15 protein-coding genes are annotated in these 20,487 nt (G+C 58.2%); 11 read left to right on the forward strand and 4 right to left on the reverse strand.

Going from position 1 to position 20,487, the window contains the following annotated elements:
* The first annotated feature begins 27 nt into the window (after nt 1-27).
* Nucleotides 28-1,506 carry a sulfotransferase gene (locus AAF358_00625; GenBank protein ID MEM7704021.1) on the forward strand — a complete coding sequence of 493 codons (1,479 nt, stop codon included), beginning with the start codon at nt 28-30 and terminating at the stop codon, nt 1,504-1,506.
* Entirely contained in the window at nt 1,488-2,732 is a 1,245-nt protein-coding gene (locus AAF358_00630) for a PepSY-associated TM helix domain-containing protein (protein MEM7704022.1), read from the forward strand. The genes AAF358_00625 and AAF358_00630 overlap by 19 nt, the downstream gene beginning before the upstream one ends.
* A 16-nt stretch (nt 2,733-2,748) precedes the next feature.
* On the opposite strand, the gene AAF358_00635 is transcribed toward AAF358_00630, so the two are convergent.
* On the reverse strand, nt 2,749-4,593 hold the full coding sequence (locus AAF358_00635; protein MEM7704023.1) for a hypothetical protein: 1,845 nt from the start codon (nt 4,591-4,593) through the stop codon (nt 2,749-2,751).
* Nucleotides 4,594-4,959: 366 nt separating this feature from the next.
* On the opposite strand from AAF358_00635, the gene AAF358_00640 reads away from it, so the two are divergent.
* Complete coding sequence (locus tag AAF358_00640; protein ID MEM7704024.1) at nt 4,960-5,589, forward strand: hypothetical protein; 630 nt, start codon at nt 4,960-4,962, stop codon at nt 5,587-5,589.
* Nucleotides 5,590-5,689: 100 nt separating this feature from the next.
* On the opposite strand, the gene AAF358_00645 is transcribed toward AAF358_00640, so the two are convergent.
* From AAF358_00645 to AAF358_00655, 3 genes are read right to left on the reverse strand one after another with little or no spacing between them, the layout of a single operon-like run.
* Nucleotides 5,690-6,442 carry a glucose 1-dehydrogenase gene (locus tag AAF358_00645; protein MEM7704025.1) on the reverse strand — a complete coding sequence of 251 codons (753 nt, stop codon included), beginning with the start codon at nt 6,440-6,442 and terminating at the stop codon, nt 5,690-5,692.
* Between the two features lie 36 nt (nt 6,443-6,478).
* Entirely contained in the window at nt 6,479-8,719 is a 2,241-nt protein-coding gene (locus tag AAF358_00650) for a polysaccharide lyase 6 family protein (protein MEM7704026.1), read from the reverse strand.
* Entirely contained in the window at nt 8,716-10,380 is a 1,665-nt protein-coding gene (locus AAF358_00655) for a glycosyl hydrolase family 28-related protein (GenBank protein ID MEM7704027.1), read from the reverse strand. The genes AAF358_00650 and AAF358_00655 overlap by 4 nt, the downstream gene beginning before the upstream one ends.
* 249 nt (nt 10,381-10,629) lie before the next feature.
* On the opposite strand from AAF358_00655, the gene AAF358_00660 reads away from it, so the two are divergent.
* The 8 genes from AAF358_00660 to AAF358_00695 all read left to right on the forward strand — a co-directional run bounded on the left by AAF358_00660 (nt 10,630) and on the right by AAF358_00695 (nt 20,448).
* Nucleotides 10,630-13,539 (forward strand): TonB-dependent receptor, encoded by a 2,910-nt coding sequence (locus AAF358_00660; protein MEM7704028.1) that lies wholly within the window; start codon nt 10,630-10,632, stop codon nt 13,537-13,539.
* Nucleotides 13,540-14,022: 483 nt separating this feature from the next.
* Nucleotides 14,023-14,865 carry a 2-keto-4-pentenoate hydratase gene (locus AAF358_00665; GenBank protein ID MEM7704029.1) on the forward strand — a complete coding sequence of 281 codons (843 nt, stop codon included), beginning with the start codon at nt 14,023-14,025 and terminating at the stop codon, nt 14,863-14,865.
* Between the two features lie 125 nt (nt 14,866-14,990).
* Complete coding sequence (locus tag AAF358_00670; GenBank protein MEM7704030.1) at nt 14,991-16,022, forward strand: LacI family DNA-binding transcriptional regulator; 1,032 nt, start codon at nt 14,991-14,993, stop codon at nt 16,020-16,022.
* Nucleotides 16,023-16,080: 58 nt separating this feature from the next.
* Nucleotides 16,081-16,923, forward strand: coding sequence for a 5-dehydro-4-deoxy-D-glucuronate isomerase (kduI, locus tag AAF358_00675; protein MEM7704031.1), 843 nt, complete (start codon nt 16,081-16,083; stop codon nt 16,921-16,923).
* A 1-nt stretch (nt 16,924) separates the two neighbouring features.
* On the forward strand, nt 16,925-17,692 hold the full coding sequence (gene kduD / locus AAF358_00680) for a 2-dehydro-3-deoxy-D-gluconate 5-dehydrogenase KduD (protein MEM7704032.1): 768 nt from the start codon (nt 16,925-16,927) through the stop codon (nt 17,690-17,692).
* The gene (locus AAF358_00685) at nt 17,689-18,687 is read left to right on the forward strand and encodes a TRAP transporter substrate-binding protein (GenBank protein MEM7704033.1); all 999 of its coding nucleotides are present in this window, start codon (nt 17,689-17,691) and stop codon (nt 18,685-18,687) included. Before kduD ends, AAF358_00685 begins: the two co-directional genes overlap by 4 nt.
* Entirely contained in the window at nt 18,680-19,177 is a 498-nt protein-coding gene (locus AAF358_00690) for a TRAP transporter small permease (protein MEM7704034.1), read from the forward strand. Before AAF358_00685 ends, AAF358_00690 begins: the two co-directional genes overlap by 8 nt.
* On the forward strand, nt 19,168-20,448 hold the full coding sequence (locus AAF358_00695) for a TRAP transporter large permease (GenBank protein ID MEM7704035.1): 1,281 nt from the start codon (nt 19,168-19,170) through the stop codon (nt 20,446-20,448). Before AAF358_00690 ends, AAF358_00695 begins: the two co-directional genes overlap by 10 nt.
* Nucleotides 20,449-20,487 lie beyond the last annotated feature (39 nt).

Raw genomic sequence — 20,487 nt, forward strand, 5'->3', positions numbered from 1 at the left:
TCTCGTCAGTCCCAACGAGCAACGTTCATGCCGCGCACCCTGACTGCGGAGCAGTGGTACAACCGCGGTTATGAGCTCAAGCGCGCCGGAGACGCATCCGGTGCGCTTCATGCGTTCAGGGAGTCCATTAAGCTCAACGCGCACGTGGCGGCGCCCTGGATCGGTTTGGCCCAGCTCCTCGAGGCCAACAATCAGCTGGAAGACGCAAGGCAATGCCTGCTACGAGCCGTCAACGCTGACCCCCAAGACTCCCTGGCGCGCCGCCTGCTGGCGTCTTCTCATCAGGCCCTGGGTTTTGTGGTGGAGGCAAGGCGCGAGTTTCAGTTGTCGCTGAAGCTCGACCCCGATTCTGCGCCTGCCTATTTTGGGCTGGGTCAGCTGCTGGAGGACCTGGGTGAACCTCAGCAGGCCGCCGAAGCCTATCGCAGGGCGGTGAGTCTGGATCCAGAAAAGCCCGCTGCGCTGGCGAGCCTGCTCGGCTTGAGCAGGCAGGTCGATGTGTCGTCAGAAATAGATCAGGCCAGTCGTACCCTGCCGCAGCTCACGCCGGGCGACAAAGCGCTGCTGGCCTACGGTCTGGGCAAAGCCTACGAGCAGCAGGAAAACTATGCAGCGGCCTTCCAGGCTTACGAAACGGCTAACAGAGCAAGGCAGGCAATCGCAGGAAGGTTTGACCGCCGACGCTTCGACGCCCGTCTCGAAAAGATGATCACCATATTTTCGGCGGACTTCTTTTCTGCGAGGCAGAGCTGGGGAGACTCTTCGGAGCGCCCGGTTTTTATCGTGGGTTTGCCGCGGTCGGGTACAACGTTGACCGAACAGGTGGTGGGATCTCATCCCGAATGTTTCGGTGCCGGCGAGCTCAATACGCTGACCGACCTTGCGACGGGCACGCCGGACCGTCTGGGCATCGCCGATCCTCCGTGGCCTGACTGTGCCGTCAGACTCGGCGAACGGCAGATCGCCGATCTGGGGAAGGAATACGTCGCAAGGGCATCGATCCGCGCGCCAGCGGAGGCGCACCGGGTGGTCGACAAACAGCCGCTCAATTTCTGGCATCTCGGCCTGGTGGCCATGGCACTGCCGAACGCGCGAATCATTCACTGTACCCGTGACATTCGGGACTGTGGTCTGTCGATTTACACGCACAATTTCAATCATCAGCAGGCTTGGTCTACTGACCTCGACGATATCGCGTATTACTGGCGTGGATATCGGAAGCTGATGGAACACTGGGCAAAGGTAACCGGCCTGCGCATCGTGGAGGCCCGCTACGAAGAGACGGTTTCCAGCCTGAAGGTCAGCGCGGAAGGACTGCTGAAGTTTCTGGGCTTGCCTTGGAACGACAATGTGTTGAGCTTTCACCAAAACGATCGTGCGGTACAAACACCCAGCCGTTGGCAGGTCAGGCAGCCGGTATATCAAACCTCGATGGCGCGGTGGACGCGCTATGAGAAACAGCTTACCCCGCTGGTAAAAGCTGCCGCATGTCCCGTCGCCCCGTAAGGACACGGCTCGACCCCGTCGCGCGAGGCCGTTCGCCGGGTTTCGGCGGTACCGTGGATCACCGGCGTCGCGCTATGGGTGCTCGCCTGCGTTCGATCCTATTTTGGTCCCATCTGATCGTCGGTTTGGGTGTGGGAACGTTCGTGCTAATCATGTCGGCAACCGGTGTCGTTCTGACCTATGAGCGACAGATCGCCGAGTGGGCGGAGCAGCGAGAGGACGTGGCGGTTGCTGAGTCTGCGGCCCTGCTGTCACTAGATCAGCTCATTGCGCAATCGCTCGAACGCTACCCTGAGGAAGACCACATCTTCATCAGGGTCGTGAATCGACAGGGAGCTGCGATCCCCGTGTGGGCCGGGCCCAACGGCAATCTGATTCACCCGGTGACCGGTGATGTTCTTCGGGCAGGCCGCGGCGCCGTCGGTGAGTTCTTCGATTTTGTGACGCGCCTTCACCGATGGCTGGCTGTTGAGGGTAAGCGCTATGACGCTGCTCGGGCTGTGATGAACTACTGCAATTTGCTGTTTCTGTTTCTGATCGTCAGCGGCATTTATCTGTGGTTGCCCCGTCTCTGGCGCTGGTCGGTGCTGAGGTCGCAAATGCTGCTGAATCGTCGTGCCGTGAGCTCGAAAGCCCGAGATTACAATTGGCATCACGTCTTCGGGTTCTGGGCCTTGCCGCCGTTACTATTCATCGCTCTCTCCGCAACGGTACTTTACTTTCCCTGGGCGGTTTCGGCGCTCTACGGTGCCTACGGAGAGTCAGCTCCCGCAGGCCAGGAGCGGGGTGCGCATGACCATGGTGCGATCATCGGTAAGACAAGCTATGCATCGATGTTGGCAACCGCTGTGGAACACGCGCATGCCAATGGTGCCCGGGACTGGTATTCAATTTGGGTAGAGACCGGATCGGGTCCGGACCAGGCGGAGTTTTATATCGACCGCAGCATCGGCAATCGACCACAGCTGGCCTATGAGCTTAAGATGAATATCAACAGCGGCAGGATCATTGAGGTTAAACGCCACAACGACTGGTCTCCAGCGGACCAGGCATGGGATCTGGCGCGCTTCGGTCATACCGGCGAATGGTGGGGTGTCGCGGGCCAGACAATCGCCGGCCTCGCATCGCTTGCGGCCTGTATTTTGGTCTACACAGGAATGGCTCTTGCCTGGCGGCGGCTGGTTGGGCCGCGATTGAGGCGCGCCGAGAAGACGGCTCGGGGTTAGGGGAAGAGGCCGCTCGCTAGCCCTCCTGGGCACAGTCCACTGTGTCGCCAACCCAGACACACTCGTCGGGCGGGACCCCGGATTCACGGTAAAATTCGAGCAATCCGGATACCTCTAGAAGTTCGTTGAATCTCGGGTGTTTTCGAAGTCTCAACATCGGCGGCCCCCAAAACGCCTTGGAGATTCCACCCCAGTATGTTTCTTCGCTCAGTACTCGGTTAACGATATCGTCAGTCATATCGAACGAGGCGAGCATCAGGATAACGGCCGGATCGCTTCCCCAGTTGGCGCTAAGCTCTCTAAACTCAGCTCTTACCGGCGCCCGCGCCGACTCGTCTTTCGCTTGCGCGTAGCCATCGAGTATCCCGTCGAAGGCCGCCTCGAAAGGCGTCATTTCACCGACAACCGCGCCGCGATGAATGGTTAGCGCTTCTGCCCAGTTGCCCTTCAACATCTGACAGAGAATCCGCGATGTAATCCCAAATTCATGACCCAGCGCCGCACCCTTCCGGGCCGGCGCATCGAGCGATTCACAGTCGCCAAGCGTCAGGTAACCTCCTGCGGTGTTGACGTTAGCGCCGGGCGACATCGGATCGAGGCGTAACGCCAAATCATTTTGTATGGCTACCCGGTCCAGATAACCCAGGTCCTGGAGGTGCTCTGCGTACCATAAGTTGATCGTGGCGTCGCTCGGATCAATTCCGATCCCTTTCTGATACAGGCGTTCCGCTTCCGACCAGTGACCCCGCATTCGAGCGATGTCGGCCAGCGCTGAGTACGGGTCTACGAGCAAAGGGTCCAGAGCCAGAGCGTTCTGAGCGTGTTCCGCTGCGTTGGTAAACACTTCGTGAGTCAGGAGATCCCACGCTTCCGTTGATTCGATCAAGGCATAAGACGGGAGCGTGATGTAGGCATTAGCCAGCGCAGCCTCGGCTCGAGCGAAGTTGGGCTCGAGCTCGATGGCGCGCATGAGGTGTTTGATCGCATTACGAATATTCTCTTCGCCGCGGCGCGCCCAAAGCGTTGTCCCGATCAGAAATTCTTCATAAGCCTCTGGATTTGCAGTCGCCTCAAAGATGGTGTCGATTTCCGTGCTGGTCTCATCGCCAACAGCAACCTTCAGGGCGGCCGCAATCTTGCGGGTAATCCCGGCCTGCAGCGCGAAGGCGTCGCGGAGCTCCTGTGAATAGCTTGCGCTCCAGAGCCGCTTGTCGGTTCGTACATCAACCAGCGCGGCTTCAACGCGGACGTTGTCTTGATAGCGCCTGACTGAACCCTCGACGATGTGATCCACGCTCAACGCGGCAGCAATCTCTCCGATGCTGCGGCCGCTGTTTCGAAAAGCAAACGCGGAGGTCCGCGACGCCACTCGAAGCTGGTCTACCCGGTGGAGAGCCGTCATCAGCTCTGTAGCCACGCCATCTGCGAGATGCTGCTGATCCTGGTTCGGGCTCATGTCCACGAAGGGCAACACCGCAATCGAAAGGCGGCCAGGAATCGACTCGATGGCCACCGCCTGATTGGCTGGTTCATCGATGGATTCCGGGGCGCTCAGTCTTGTCTGGCCGAGAAACGTTACCGCTGCTAAGCACAACCCAACCGCCAGCAGCGCGGCGAAAGCCTGATTCAGGCGACGACGAACATGGGCTTGATCAGCTTGGCTACGCTGATCCCCCTCATCGCGCCGCAGTCCGTCCGGACCAAGCTCAAACGCCCACGCGGTAATCGCCGCGATGGGCAGCCCGACAAGCAGTAGCACCAGCAAGGTCCGCATGGCCCAGGGCGGTGCATCAAAGTTGTCGAAGACGATATCGCCGACCTGCGCGATTGCCCACGCGCCGACAACATAGGCAGCGCTCACGCGGAACACGTTTCGGCGTTTAAGTTCGGCTAGGAAGGACATCTAACAGTGCTCAAAAAGACCCATGGCCAAAGCCCAATGGCCAAGCGTCTGTCCACGGCGGAGGAGATCCACACTGAATAATCCAAGGGGCTTCGATGGCAAACGTTATCAGAATAATCGCTCGAGACGAAACGTCCAGCTCGTGCGGGGAAAACCGACGTCGTTTGGAACGATCAGCGCGATTTGTTCGCTTTTCAATTGCACGGCATTGGGTAAAGGGAGGGCCGCTAGGGGGGCGTGATCAATCGCCGCTCAACGGTCTCTGACAAGCCTGCGCACGGTCGCATGCACATGGAAGATCAGTTAGCACATTGGAGGCACACAATGAAACAAGCAAAGAAGACGCAAATTCGTTTTACAAATTGGGTTCGGTTTCCGCTAATCGCCCTGGGGCTGATGGCCTTCGCCGGCCACTCCCTGGCGCTTGAACTGGGCCAAACCAGCACCCGCGCAGTGTATCTGGCGCCAGGTGGTAAAGGTTCTCCCTACATCGACGTCGCGGCAAGCGCCGAGCTGCGGGGCGTCCGGACGCTGGCCGGCGACGTAGTCACAACCTGGGAAATCTTCGGTGGCATCGAGCCTACCCCTTTCCGGGTCGTTATTCCCGAGGAATGCTTTGAGCCCGAAGAGGCTTCGCTCCAGGTGCGCTTCTACCGAAGCTGCGGTGTCCGGGCCGCCCTGGAGTCTCCTGAGGTGGGCGAAATCGAGATATCTATCCAGGCCTTCACTGCCGTTCTGACCAAACGTTCTGGCTACGTACGCCTGGCGATCACGGCTGCCATCGATACCCGCACGGAGGTCGGCGACGTGGCGGCTCTGGTGCTGGGCACGATCGGAGGTGGAAAACAAACCGTGTCGATCGGTCAGTCAAGCGCTGCGCGGCTGCCCAGCGGGATCGAGGTTTTTGGCTTTGACCCGCAGCCGGAACCCCCGGCCGGACTCGATCGATTCTGATCCGTTTAATCTGTCGGGCGCCCGGGAACGGGCGCCCGTTTTGTTGATGGCTGTGTCTGGCGATGCTGCTACTGCCGCTTACGCTCTCGCTTCTGTGCAGCTATGAAAACCCCAAGCCACCGTTGATATCCACACTGGTGCCGGTGAGAAAGCTCGATTCGCTGGAGGCCAGATAGGTCACCAGATCTGCGACCTCCTCAGCCTGTCCTTCGCGGCGCAACGGCGTCGACGCCGCCACGTTTTTCCTCACCGCATCTTTGGTGAACTCATCATGGAAGGTGGTGCTGATCATGCCGGGGCATACGCAGTTCACTCGAATTCCTGAGGGGCCCAGCTCCTTGGCCAAGCCGCGCGTCATGGTCATCACGGCGCCTTTTGAGGTCGCGTAGGCAATGGCCCCGGGGCCGCCGCCGTCACGCCCGGCCAGGGAAGACAGGTTCACGATTGACCCGCCGTCAGTCATCAGGGGCACCATCTTTTTGCAGGCAAGGAACACGCTGTTGAGGTTGAGTTTGATCACTTGATCGAAAAAATCCTCGTCCATTTCGGCAAGGGTCTTGCGGGCGACCAGCCCACCCACAACGTTCACCAGCACCGCAACACGTTCGCCGAAGGCGTTGACCGTCGCGCTAACAAGATTGTTCACATCGCTGGCCTGGGTCATATCACCTCCCACCGCGATAGCCGTTCCTCCCGCGTCGGTAATCTCCTTCACGGTTTCCGCGCCTTTTGCCTCGTTGTTGTAATAGTTGACGACAACCTTCGCGCCCGCCGCGGCGAGCTTGAGCGACACGGCTTTTCCGATATCGCGTGAGCCGCCGGTCACCACGGCTACTTTGTCCTTAAGATCCATGAGTTGTTTCCCCTGTTGTTGATGAGCGCTGCAAAATCAGTTCGGGCGGCTGACGCCGAACGGCTTGATCACAGGCGCGGTGGTTTGTGTGTATTGGTTTTCAGACATACGGGTAATAGGATCGCCGACGGTTTCGACGACCCGAATAGGCTGGCTCGTGGTCAAAGTGTTCTGGCTTAGCGTTGCGACCTGAACACCATGAAGAAATACTGAGGCGTGACTTTTGTTGCGTTTGCCGTTGCCCACGTTGGACAAGCGATTCCCGCTAAACAGAAAATGTGGACCGAAGGTGCTTTCGTCGGTTCCGCCGCGATAGACGCTGGCCACGGTCTTTTCAATATTCTCGAACCTCGAATCGGCGATGGTGATGTACTCGGCGTTGTAGATGCCAAGGTCGTCCGTTTCCTGGTCCAGCGCCACAACATGACCGGAGATCTCGGCAAAACGCGACGCGCGAATTACGATCTGGTTCGCAAAGGTATGTTTCGAGACTTTGAGAAAATTGAAGGAGTGATTGGTGTTGAGGTTTTCAACATGGACATCGTTCACCACGACATCGTAATTCGACAGCAGGGAATACCGGCTCGTGCGGATCACCGAGTTGTCGTAGGCGTCGGGTGCGGCGGAACCGTCCACCGCTAGCCGCTCCAGCTTGAGGCTCCCACCTTCGCCAAGCTCAAACAGTGTGGTTCTTTCGAAGTGAAGGGTTGGCCGCGCTGATTGTCCACTTTTTGCCCTGACGGTTAGCGGCTTATCGATCGCGATAAGCCGCGTGCTGACATAGTCTCCGGCTTCCAGTTCAACGATGTCACCGGGTGCTGCCTCCGCCACGGCGGCGGCAAGAGTATCTTGCCCGGGAGCAATCACGTGGATGCGTCCCGTATCGAAACGGTCAGCAAACCCCGCTTTGGGGTACCAGCTAACGCCGGTCTCGCCGCGTGGCAGAATTTTGAGCGCCGGGCTGACGCCAGCCGTTTTGTGCTGCTCGGGATACAGTAAACCGTTGTCGGATTCGGTCAGCGTTACCGACGTGTCTATGAAGCCATCCACTTCGGGCGTGGCCGTTGAGCCCGATACCACGTTTCCTTCGAAGCGAATGCCGCTGATATCGTCGTGGACCGCAATGAAGGCCGTAGGATCGTGATGAACCATGAGGTTATTGCGAAAAGCAGTAGAAATCGGAACCGCGCTTCTTTCCTCGTCACTACCCGCAGCAAACTCCACGTGATCGCTATCGATAATGGTGTTGTGCTCCACCAGTGAGTCCTCCACCTGGTGGTAGCGATTGATCGGCGAGTCGGGGACGCCGTTCATGACCACTAAGGCCCCGCCAAACCGATAGCCTTTGAGGCCAGTAAGATAGTTGTTTCGAATCGTCTGTCGCTTGTTGATCAGGCGAATGCCGCCCGTGTGCGGAACGCCATTGCCGAGAAAGATATTGTTTTCGATGAGATTGTCGTTGCCGTGCCGAAGGGTGAGTGTGCCCTGGGACTCGAAAAATACGTTCCCGCGGAACACGTTGTGACCCGACTTGCTGGAGATGATCTCCACCTCGCCATTGCACCGATCGAAGTAGTTGTTCTCGACGGTCGTGTAAGAGTTGGTCAGGGAATACTTGCTGGTCCCGATTCGGAGCGTCTCACCGCCGTTTGAGCCCAACGATTGACGAGGCCCAAAGTAGTTGTGGTCGATCAAATGGTGATTATTTTGGCTGGACTCAGAGTTCAGCTTCACCGCCATGGTCACGCCAGCGTTGCTTTTGCCTTCAATATGATTGTGGTCAAAGCGATTGTTGCGGCCATACATCATCACCCAAAAGTCCCGCTCATGGCGCTGCGGGTTGTTGAAGTGGTCGATGACGGTGTCGGTAACCCGCGAATGATTGGCGAGCTGGTCATGGCTTTGTCGAAAGGAAATGACCTCATTGGTCGGCGTGTAGCCGTCGCGAAAAACCAAGCCGCTGACCACCAGGTACTCGCCGGCCAGCCGGAGGTTGGACACGCCTGAGATGATCACTTTGCTGCGGGTCTCGGCGGTAAGCGTGATCGGTTTCTGCTCGGTACCAACGCCGGTGAAAAGCATCTCGAAATCTCGCCAAACGCCGTTAGCCATTGTGATGGTGTCACCGGGCTGGGCGGCCCCGACCGCCTCGCTGAATTCCTGTTGGGTTCGCACGAGAGCGTCAGCCTGCAGTGACCCTGCGGCTGTGAGCAGGAAAGCGGCACACCAGCGAGCAACTGCGCTTCCACACGGGCGGACGTCAATTCTTTGGGTCATGGGTTTGAGCCCTCGGCCTGGCGGCGCTGATTTTTTTGATAATCATAAAGAGACGGGACGTCCCGCAATTTCTGGTTGAGCAGCTCGACGTAGGGTGCTGGACGATAGTCGAGCTTGAATTCGCGGTTGCCGTGAAGTCCAACAATTCTTGCCATCGGGCCCTCGTCCAGCCCCTGCACCGTGACAACCTCATCAGCGTAAGCTCCGCCGGTGATCAGCACCTTCAAGTTCCAGGTTGTGTTGTATGCGCCATGACCCGGCTGCCAGTATCCGGCACCGCTCCCGTCAAAAACCGGCGTGACCGGTCCATTTTCTTTACGCGTCGCCTGGATGTGCAGCGTGACGTTGTCATACAGGTTTTGATGGTTGGCGCCAGCATGTTGATCCAGCGTCGGCGTCGCAAAGACCTCGGCGTTCTTGTAGACACACTTTGTGGACTGCGTATTAAACGTCAGAGAGTGCAGCACGGGATTCATGATGGCCACATTTTCCGCCAGCACGTTGTGAACATTCCCCATATGCACCGCGTAGTGCGCACGTCTTGAGCCGTCAGACAAAATGTCTCGATAGGTGAGGTTGGCGCTGTTGTAGCTGAGAATGCCGCTATCGGCGTTGGTAATATGGAGATTGCGCGCCCACGAATCGAACGCGCTGGTGAAGTAGATGCCGTTATAACCACGCTCCAGGTGATGACCGAAATACGGCGAGTCCGGAAACGCGAGGTGGAGGTCTTCAATCCCGACATGTTCCAGTCCCTCCCAGGCTGCGAGCTGGGCGGGAATCGAGTCTCCGGCGTCGTGAAGCAACGGGTCGGCCAGTTGTACTCGAGTCCCATCGACCTTAGCCACTCGCGAGGTCTGACGCACCAGTGGCCGCTTAGGGAACGACCAATGGTGCGAACCCGCCCGCCTGAACTCCGACCCGTAAAGCGACTTCACAATGGGCGCATCAGGCCCGGTCCGGTTGATCCACTGCACCTGAACAATGTCACCGGCCTGAAGGTTGGATTTCTTTGCGAGGACCATGTCTTGTGCGCCTCGTTTACCGCTGGCGATATCCGCTAGCTTGGGAATCGCGGGATCATACTCAACCAGATAGGGAGCGGGGCGGGTTCCTGGCTTCTGGATCCAGATAAAGCCACCGCTCCAGGAGTATTCAGAAAAGTAGTCATTGAGGTTTTTGGCAGGTTCCACCTGGCGCTTGTCGAGCTTGACGAGATACTGCCGCAGCTCCTTAAGAGACTCGCTCTTATCTACCTGGTCAAGCGGGCGCGGAAAATACAGGCGAGTGCCGCCGTCACCCTGCCCAGAACCCTGCAGAACAAAATCTGACCGTTCGATCCGTAACACTTCCGAGATCCGGTATTGGCCAGCTGCGAAGCGCACGATGACCGGTCCATCGACCGTTTTGGCGTGTTCAATCGCTGCCAGAATCGCTTTGGAATCATCGACGCCGTCATTCGCTATGGCGCCAAAATCATCAACGTTGATGACGGCTCCCGCGGCCTTCGGCAGGTCGCTGGAACCGTTTCGAAAGCCAGCGAACGAGAAGTCAGGGAGGTAATGGTCACCCCTTAATGTCTCCACGGACAATAATGAGGGTGGCCGCTGATCCGTTGCCAGTGCCGGCTGCCCCAGCATGCCGGCAAGCAGGGGGAGCAAGGCGAATTTTGATAAAAAAGACATATAAATCAGTATTTAATAAGATTCAACGGTTTGGGTTCTGCTCGAGTTCGATCTTTTTTCACCATAACCTGCGGCCTGGTGGGCGGCAACTCCTTCTCATTGAGCGATTTGTGGCCGTGTTTTTTGAGCATATTGACACCGGTGACATGAAACGTATACTCCATCTTCACAAAAACACCAATCATCCACTTTTGGGGTGGCACTAATGGCCAGAGGGGCAATTCAGTGAAATATCAACGTAGCATTACCGCGCTCGCTATTGCCGGATCGACACTCGCTCTGTCGCCGACGGCAATCGCGCAAGACGAAGAGTTGGAAGAAGTTATTGTCACCGGCATTCGAGCGTCGCTAAGAACCGCAATCAACCAGAAGCGAAACTCGGAAGAGTTGATTGAGGTGATCGTGGCGCAGGACATCGGGAAGCTTCCCGACCAGAACCTGGCCGAGGTGCTGGAGAACGTGACGGGCATCCAGATTACCCGTACCGCTGGCGTCGGTACCGGGGTTCAGATCCGCGGTACTAACGCGAACCGCATCGAGTTCAACGGTGTGTCCACGGTGGGTTCCGGTTCCGGCCGCAGCGGCATCGACTTCGAGGACGTTAATCCGGCGATCATTTCCGCCGTCGAGGTGATCAAGTCGCCAGATGCTGGAACCATTGAGGGTTCGGTGGGCGGAACCATCAATCTCAAAACCATCCGTCCACTTCAGCTCAAAGAGACGCTTGGTTCCATCAGGCTCCAGGCTGAAGACAGCAGCCTCAGTACCGAAAGCCTGCAGCCGCGGGTGTCCGGGGCTTTTGGTGACAGCTGGTCAACCGACGCGGGTGAGTTCGGGTTTGTCATCAGTGGCAGCTACACCGAGCAAGAGGCGGTGTCGTTTCGGCCGCGAACAGACCGGGACAACATCTCCCGGCCGCCCGGCGCGTCGCCAAGTGAGTTTCTTGGGATCCAGTTTCTGGTGCAGGAGCAGGAAAACTTCGACTTTGAAACGGCCAACATCGCAACCACCTTCGAGTGGGCGCCGCGAGATAACCTCAGCTTTCACTTCGACGCGGTCATTAACCGGCAGGACCGAAGCCAGGACAGTTATCGGTTGCAGGCGTCCGGCGTCAGCACGCTAAGAAACATTAGCATCCCAACCGATTTTGAGACCGTGGATTTTGGTATCGGTCCGGGACAATTCCCCGCGGCCCTGCGAGGGTTTCTAGAGCCCGATCTTGCTAACGATGATGATGATCCAAACCTTCGGTTCTCCAGCGACACAGGGTCCCGGGTTACGGATAGCGATATTTTCGCCATCGGCGGCGACTGGCAGGGTGATCGGTGGCTCGCCAGCTTTGAGTTGGCAACCACCCAGTCGGATACGGTGAATCCAAACCTGAGCACAACGCTGAACTTTCTGAACCCGAACTGCCCGCAGGACGGGACCAGCAACGACAACTGTGTGCCCTTTGTTTACGACCTGTCAGGCGGGACCCTTTCCTGGGGTATCAACTTCGATTCTCCTTTCGCGCCAACGACTGCGTCCTTAACCGATCCGGCCAACGTCGTGCTCGACCAGGTGATCTTCGGTCGCAACACAACTGAGAACGAAGAAAATGCCGTGCGCTTTGACTTCGAATATGACTTCGACTGGAACGGCATTCAGACGCTCGAATTTGGCTACCGGTACAACGAATCGTCCAGTCGATTCAACGATGTCGAAGATCGCATTGGCGGCTTTAGCCGGCTGGTAGACAGCCCGAGCGGAACGCTGTTTGCTGATCTGCTTGTGCCGGGTCCAAACAACTACGGTGACGGTGACGGCCGGTCTCTCTTTATCAGCGACTTCCTGCTGGTTGATCCCGATCGAGCGTTTTCCGATCCGAACGGCACGCTCGCGATCCTGCAGGACGCGGTGATTGCCCACGATCCGGAAAGCCCGGACATTCTCAATCCGGTTTCCGACGAAAACTCCTTCTACGATGTCAGTGAAGACACCACAGCCATTTACGCGCAGGCAAACTTCGAGCGGGGAATCTTTCGAGGAAATCTTGGTGTGCGCTACATCGACACCGAGATCGACTCCGTCGCCTTCGGGCCCGAGGACGCCAACGGTGTGCGGTCGCTGCAGTCCACCAAAGGAAGCTACGATTTCTTCCTGCCGCGGCTGAACGTTGTTGCCGACGTCCGGGAGGACGTGGTGATTCGCTTCGGCTACAGCTCGGATATCCGGCGACCAAATTTCAGTGACCTCAACACCGGCTTCACCTTCGACGTTCAAGAGAACTCCGTCGTCGCGCTTGGGAATCCCGGTCTAGAGCCTGAGGAAGTGGACTCAATCGATCTGGCCGTGGAGTGGTACTTCGCCGATTCGGCCGTCGTCAGTCTCGGATATTTCGAAAAAGACCGAACGAATATTTTCGGCATCGACTTTGAAGGTGCGGCCCTGTTCGAAGACCCCAACAGCACGAGTGGGCTCTCTCGGGAAACCGATCCTTCGTGTCCCGGTGGCGGTATCTTCAATCCGATTGTCATCCCGAATGTTTTGGGTGATCCGGACACCATGGGTCTGTGTGTTGACTTCACGATCCCCGGCAACGATCCGGCAACGACCACTCAGAAAGGATTTGAGTTTGCCTTCCAGTATGATCTTTCGAGCTTCGAGGAGCGCCTCGGCTGGGCGTCTGGCTTCGGCGTAGTCGCGAACTACACCCACCAGGATTTCAGCGGCGGTTCGGCTGAAGACTGCACGTCAGGTCGTGGTCTCCAGGTTCTTGGCGAGGTGTGTCAGCCAAGAGGTCTGCTCGACTTCTCGGAGGACGCTTATAACTTCACTCTGTTCTATGAGAAATATGGTCTCTCAGCCCGGGCGCGGTACACGTGGCGGGAGGGCTTCCGCACACAGGACTTTGGCGGCGGCGCTAACACGAGCGGCAGCAGCACCTTCAGCTTTCCGGTCAATACCCTGGATCGAGGTCAGCTGAACGCCAGCATCCAATATGCGGTCACGGAAAACCTGACGCTCAACCTGGATGGCGTTAACTTGACCGAGGAGCGTATCGACCAGCATTGCGTTGCTGAAACCGGGCCGCTGTGTTTCGTCGGCCTGCCGGATCGACGCGTTGTCATCGGTGCCACCTACCGGTTCTAAGAAAACCGGCGGTTGACATGCGATCGCTGAAGTAAGAAATGCCCCGGCGCTGGTCGGGGCTTTTTTTGGCCTTGCTTCCATCGTAGATCGTCTCCGGTGTCACCCCCAGCAGCTTGCATCGAGCCTGCTTTTGACCTTGAGTCAATTGTCTATAAAGACAATATGGTCGATGGAACGCGGCCGAGCTGGTTTCATGGGTTGTAGCATCGAATCGCGTAACGACAGCTTCGATAAGAATTCGCCATCTATGGTTTTAAAAATAATAGGTTATGTGAATTCGAGCGACTACTTGCTCAGGTCCGCGTCGTCGAGAGCGCACTCCGGACCGTGGGCTGAGGAGGTAAAACAGACTGTCGCGATGTTGCTTATTGACACCGGTGTCATTTTAGGTAAGCTGATCTTCACAACAGTCCCAACCGTCGCTTCCCGGTCGGCTTTACAAAAAATCTCGGGACGCTGAGCGTCCGAAAACGGAATGCCAGGATGCCATTGCCCAAAAATAATTCGAATACGCAGACCTACCTGGCGCCCAAGCTTGATCAAATCTCTAAGGCGTTGGTGTCTGCAAGGCTTGGCGCCAGTCCGCTTGCCGAGTTTCCGGGTGAGCTTCCAGCAACGCTAGATGATGCCTACGCTGTTCAGGACGCCTCCATCGCACGATGGCCGGACCGAGTGGCCGGCTGGAAGGTGGGCATGGTGGCCGAGGAGCTCCGCGCAAAGCTCGGAGCCACCCGCCTCGCCGGACCGATCTTCGAGCCGACGGTGTTCGCGATTGAGCCCGAGGAGACCCGATCGATGTCGATCTATCGCGGCGGGTTTGCCGCCGTTGAGGCTGAATTTGTCCTCCAGCTGGCTGACATCATCGAGCCCTCGGGGGCGGTCTATTCTGACCAGGACCTCCTGGATCGGATTGCCGGTCTGCATATCGCCGCTGAGATCGCGAGCAGCCCCATGGCTGATGTTAATCGCCTCGGTCCGTGCTGTGTGGTCTGCGATTTCGGCAACAATGCCGGTCTGCTGGTGGGTCCAAGCATCGCCGACTGGAGCCAACGTCACCTCGACGAGTTGACTGCTAAGACGATCGTTGATGATGCCACGGTCGGTGCCGCTGATGCTGGTGTCATTGACGGTGGCCCGCTGCAAGCCTTGCGGTTTCTGGTTGAATTGTGCGCCACCCGGGGGCTGACGTTAGCACAGGGCACCTACGTTTCCTGTGGCGCGGTAACCGGGATTCACGACGTCACCACCGATTCCAGTGCTCGTTTGGACTTCGGCGTCTTCGGCAGTTTCGACGTGAAGTTTGATCCCGTGCAGCCAAGGTCGTAGCGTGGCCCTCGGGTCAGACGTAAAGAGAGCGATCAGTGGCGCGTACTAGTCGAAAAGCTGCAGTCGATTTCAAAGCTGCCGCCCGCGAATGGGCAGAAAACAACAAAGACGGCAGGAAGCCGACCATCAAAGACGTCGCGGAGCTGGCACGCGTATCAAAGAAAACGGTCTCGCGAGTCATCAACAATTCTCCGCTGGTCAACGACGCGACGCGCAAAGGCATCCAGGGTTTGATCCGGGACATCGGGTATCAGCCCGACCCTCAAGCACGCGGCCTGGCCACGCGTCGGTCTTATCTGGTCGGGATGATTTACGACAACCCGACACCGCAGTACGTCGTCAATATCCAGCTTGGCATCCTCGATGTCCTGAGAAATACCGGATTTGAGCTGGTGGTGCATCCGTGTGATCGAAAGAGTGACACGTTCATTGAGGATGCCCGCCGGTTCATCGAGGTGCAGAAACTTTTTGGTGTGATCCTGACGCCGTCCGTGTCTGAGGATGAGCGCCTCGCTGAGGTGATCCGCGAGCTTGGCTGTGCCTACATCCGAATCGCTTCGGTCGCGCTGGATATGGAGCGTCGGATGATTGTCACCAATGACCGGGTCGGCTCGAGGGAGGCGGCACGCCATCTGGCAAAACAAGGTCACAAGCGAATTGCGATCATTGCCGGACGAAGGAGCTTTCGGTCAGCGCATGAACGTCGCGCCGGCTTCGAGGAAGGCCTTGCGGAGTTTGGCATCTCCGTACCACCCGAATTCATTCTTCAAGGGGATTACACGTTCGAATCCGGTCTTGCCTTGGGGTCAGCCATTTTGGATCTCGATCCTGCACCTACCGCGGTGTTTGCCTCCAACGACGAGATGGCGGCCGGCGTGATGCAGGCCTTGCACGTTGCCGGACAAACGCCCCCGGACTCACTGTCAGTCGTCGGATTTGACGACTTTGAAACGGCCACCCGCGTCTGGCCCCGCCTGACGACGGTTCGAACCCCCGCGAGAGAAATCGGCATGCTCGCGGCAGAACGACTGTTTGAATTTGATGATGAAAGTCCCAGTGCCGGCGGCCGAAATCAGACAACCCCACGACTGATCGAACGAGATTCAACCCGAATCCCCGCAGACTTTCGGCACCGGTCGGAGCCAGAGAGCCTGTGAAAACACAGCCACGCCCGTCGGCGGCGATCCATAAGCCAATCACCAAGAGAGCTCATTAATGTACGCAAAAACCTATCAGGCCAGTCACCCGGACATGATGAAGAATGTCAGCAATGACGATCTGCGTGAGCGCTACCTGGTTACGGGTATGTTCGAGACCGATCAAATCAAGCTCAACTACTCGCAGATTGAACGGATGGTGATCGGTGGTGCTTCGCCGGTGTCTCAATCCGTCGCCCTGCCAGCGCAGAGCGAACCGGTCAGTGGTGCTCCCTTTTTGGAGCGGCGCGAACTCGGCGTCGTCAACGTCGGCGGCGGCAGCGGCAGCATTACGGTGGACGGTGAATCTTTCTCAATGAAGCCGAGGGACGGCCTTTACGTTCCCATGGGGTGCGAGACGGTCGTCTTCGAAAGCGACAGCAGTGACAATCCGGCGCGTTACTACCTCGCTTCCACACCCGCTCACGCGCGTTTTGAACTGGTCAAGATATCCATTGATGATGCGGTGCCGCTCAAGCTGGGCGGGCTGGAGACATCCAATGATCGGACCATCTACCAATATATTGTGCCGGAGACATGCCAATCTGCTCAGCTGCTGTTGGGGCTGACTATCCTCAACCCAGGCAGCGTGTGGAACACGATGCCACCCCACCTGCACGATCGACGGTCCGAGTTCTATTTTTACTTTGAGCTGGGTGATGACGAGCGGGTATTCCATTTTATGGGCGAGCCGGACTCCCTGCGCCATATCGTTGTCCGTGACTCGGAGGCCGTTATCTCACCACCCTGGTCCATCCACATGGGTTGCGGCAACGCCAACTATTCTTTCATCTGGGCAATGGGCGGAGAGAACCTCGACTATACCGACATGAACGCCCTCGATATTTCTCAGCTGAAGTAGCATGGCGGCGCACAGCCCACAGTTCAGTCTTGATGGAAAGGTCGCGCTGGTCACCGGCGCCAATACCGGCCTCGGGCAGGCCATGGCGGTGGCGTTGGCTAACGCGGGCGCCGGCGTCGCCCTGGTCGGTCGATCCGAACCCAAGGAAACGGAATCGCTGATTCGCCAGGCTGGCGGCCAATCGGCGGTCGTGATGGCGGATCTCAGCCGATCCGAGGTTGTCGCTTCGGTGGTGAGCGACGCCGAAAGCGCGTTGGGACCGATCGATATTCTGGTCAACAACGCGGGGATCATCCGCCGGGAGGAGGCGCTCGATTTTTCGGAGCTGGACTGGGATGACGTCCTGTCGACGAATCTTAAGGTGCCCTTTTTCCTCGCTCAGGCGGTGGCAAAGTCATTGGTCGCTGGCAATCGGGGCGGCAAGATCATCAACGTGGCATCTCTGCTGTCATTCCAGGGCGGCATCCGGGTTGCGTCTTACACCGCCAGCAAAAGTGGTCTGGCCGGTCTGACCCGTCTTTTGGCCAATGAATGGGCTGCCCGAGGCATCAACGTTAACGCGATCGTGCCCGGCTATTTTGCAACCAATAACACCACCGCGCTGCGCGCCGACAATGAGCGCAATCGGCAGATTCTTGAGCGAATTCCGGCCGGTCGGTGGGGCGATCCGGCTGACCTGGGTGGCGCGGCCGTGTTTCTTGCGTCCCAGGCGTCGGACTATGTCCACGGTACGTTGCTGCCGGTGGACGGCGGCTGGCTCGGCCGATGATTCGGCGCCGTGAACTCTTACTTGCTCCGCTGCTGCTGGCCGGCTGCGGTGATCGCAAGAGCGCACGGCCGCTTTTTGCCGCGGACTCACAGCCCGACGATTATCCAACCACTCAGGGAATCCATGCGATCGACCGGCTGCTCAACGAGCGGACCAACGGTGAAATGCGAGTTCGCGTTTACCCCGGCGGCCAGATGGGCGCCGAAAAGGACACCCTGGAAATCGCGGTTTTTGGCGGGCTCGATTTAACTCGGGTCAACCTGGCCCCCATCAATTCGATAGTTCCGGAAACGATCGTGTTGGCATTGCCCTTTCTTTTCCGCTCAATCGCGCATTCCCGAGCTGCGTTCGATGGAGAAGTCGGGCGAAAAATTCTCCACGCTATGATGCCTTACGGACTCCGAGGCATGTGCTACTACGATTCTGGCGCCAGGTCCTTTTACAACAACAAGCGCCCGATCTATACGCCCGACGACATCGCCGGCATGAAAATTCGGGTTCAAAACTCAGACATTTACGTGGCGATGATGCAGGCCCTCGGCGCTAACCCCACGCCGATTCCCTACGGCGAGGTTTACCAGTCGCTGGTGCAGGGTGTGGTCGATGGTGCTGAGAACAACTACCCATCTTATGAGAGCTCCCGTCATTTCGAGGCCGCGGGACACTACAGCCTGACTCGGCACGTTATGGCTCCGGAAGTATTGGTGGCTTCACGACGCAGCTGGGATCGAATGACGCCCGAGGAGCAGGACTACCTGCAGGCCGCGGCGTCCGATTCCGTGCCGATCATGCGCGAGCTGTGGGACGCGAGGGTTGGCGTTTCCAGGCAACGGGTCATCGACCGCGGCGTTGAGGTTGTTGAAAACGTCGACCACTCGGCGTTTGCCGAAAAAATGCTGCCCGTCTGGGACCGGTTTGTCGTCAGCCCCGAGATGCGAGCGCTGGTTGAAGAGATTGTCGGGTTGGACGAGACGCGGGGTGTCCAAAGTGCGTAGCGTTTTGACCAGCGCGAGCGGGTCGATCAGCGTTTTTGCCAAATGGTTTGCGGCAATCGGTCTTTTGATCATGACCGCCATCATCGCGCTGCAGGTATTTTCGCGCTATGTGCTCAACGACAGCCCGGCTTGGGCTGAGCAGGCGGCGCTGCTGCTGATGATTTGGTATGTCTTTATCGCGGCAGCGGCAGGCGTCCGCGAGGGTTTTCATATCCGTATCGCGGTATTCGCTGAAAATCTCCCGGCGCGGCTACGTCACCCGGTGCTGTTGCTGGCCCACCTGGTTGTCATGGTGTTCGGCGCGGCAATGGCCTTCTTTGGTATTCAGCTTGCCCAGGAAACCTGGCAGCACGTCATCCCAACCTTAGGCATTTCCCGGGGGTTTGCCTATCTCCCGATCTCTATTTCCGGCTTCCTAATCACCGCATTTGCCGCTGAGCAGCTAGCCGCCGAATGGCGCCAGACCGAGGTGAAAAAGCGATGGAACTGATGGTGCTGCTCGGCGTTCTGCTGGTGTTGCTGCTGCTCGGCGTGCCGGTAGCCTTTGCGCTCGGCGCGGCCTCCCTGGCGACCTTCTACCTGCTGGACATTCCGCTGATCGTGGGTTTCCAACGTATGGCCGCCAGCATGAATATCTTCGCGCTCATGGCCATTCCCTTTTTTGTGTTCGCCGGTGACCTGATGCACCGGGCGGGTATCGCGGAGCGGTTGATCCGGGTTGCGGACGCGGCGCTGGGACGCACCCGTGGGGGACTCGGTCAGGTTGATGTCGGTGCCTCCATGATGTTCGGCGCGGTTTCCGGTTCGGCCATTGCCAGCGTCTCAGCCATCGGTTCAACACTGGGGCCGATGATGAAAGAAAAGGGTTATGACGCGGACTATGTGGTGAACGTTTCCGCCACCTCTGCGATCACGGGCCTGCTGATCCCGCCGTCACACAACATGATCATCTACGCCGCGGCGGCCGGTGAGAGCATCTCGCTGGCCGACCTGTTCCTGGCCGGGATCATCCCAGGCGTTTTGACCGGATTACTCCTGATGGTTGCCGCCTACCTGGTTGCGGTTAAGCGCGACTATCCGCGTGGAGCATTCCCCGGCTGGCGGGCCTTCTTGCTGGCATTTGCGGCAGCGATTCCCGGACTGATGGCCGCCGCAATTATTGTTGTCGGGGTTCTGTCCGGCATCTTCACGCCGACCGAGTCGGCGGGGATTGCAGTGGTTTACACCATCGCGGTTGCGCTGTTTGTGTATCGCTCGCTGACCTGGGAGCGGTTTGTTGCCGCCACCACGGCATCGGTGCGAACCACGGCCATGGTCATGATTGTCATCGGCGCTGCTGGCGCCTTTGGCTGGCTGCTGGCGCTGCTGCAGGCGCCAACCCAGCTTGCCGATTTGCTGCGAGGCATCACCGAAAATCCGATCTTGCTGCTGCTGCTCATCAATATTGTGCTGCTGGTCCTGGGCACGTTTATGGACATGGCGCCGCTGATCATCATCACCACCCCCATTTTTCTGCCGATGGCGACGGAACTGGGCATGGATCCGGTTCAGTTCGGCATCATGTTGCTGCTCAACCTGGGGATTGGGCTGGTGACCCCGCCGGTAGGCGCGGTCCTGTTTGTTGGCTGCGCGATTGGCAAAATTCCAATCGAGCAAACGGTTAAGACCATGTGGCCCTTTTACGGCGCGCTGGTCCTGGCGCTGGTTGCGGTCATCTACGTGCCGTCACTGTCGATGTGGCTGCCCGGGCTCCTGAACTGACGACAGGGCGGCACGCAGCGTTGACCCACTCCGCGTGGC

The sequence above is a fragment of the Pseudomonadota bacterium genome (genome assembly GCA_039033415.1).
GTDB lineage: Bacteria > Pseudomonadota > Gammaproteobacteria > Xanthomonadales > SZUA-38 > JANQOZ01.

Bases quoted from the DNA above. Each gene is read 5' to 3' on its own strand.
- AAF358_00685 (MEM7704033.1), top strand. From the start codon at position 17,689: ATGATTCGGCGCCGTGAACTCTTACTTGCTCCGCTGCTGCTGGCCGGC.
- AAF358_00665 (MEM7704029.1), top strand. From the start codon at position 14,023: ATGCCATTGCCCAAAAATAATTCGAATACGCAGACCTACCTGGCGCCC.
- kduD (MEM7704032.1), top strand. From the start codon at position 16,925: ATGGCGGCGCACAGCCCACAGTTCAGTCTTGATGGAAAGGTCGCGCTG.
- kduI (MEM7704031.1), top strand. From the start codon at position 16,081: ATGTACGCAAAAACCTATCAGGCCAGTCACCCGGACATGATGAAGAAT.
- AAF358_00625 (MEM7704021.1), top strand. From the start codon at position 28: ATGCCGCGCACCCTGACTGCGGAGCAGTGGTACAACCGCGGTTATGAG.
- AAF358_00645 (MEM7704025.1), bottom strand. From the start codon at position 6,442: ATGGATCTTAAGGACAAAGTAGCCGTGGTGACCGGCGGCTCACGCGAT.
- AAF358_00630 (MEM7704022.1), top strand. From the start codon at position 1,488: ATGTCCCGTCGCCCCGTAAGGACACGGCTCGACCCCGTCGCGCGAGGC.
- AAF358_00640 (MEM7704024.1), top strand. From the start codon at position 4,960: ATGAAACAAGCAAAGAAGACGCAAATTCGTTTTACAAATTGGGTTCGG.
- AAF358_00695 (MEM7704035.1), top strand. From the start codon at position 19,168: ATGGAACTGATGGTGCTGCTCGGCGTTCTGCTGGTGTTGCTGCTGCTC.
- AAF358_00650 (MEM7704026.1), bottom strand. From the start codon at position 8,719: ATGACCCAAAGAATTGACGTCCGCCCGTGTGGAAGCGCAGTTGCTCGC.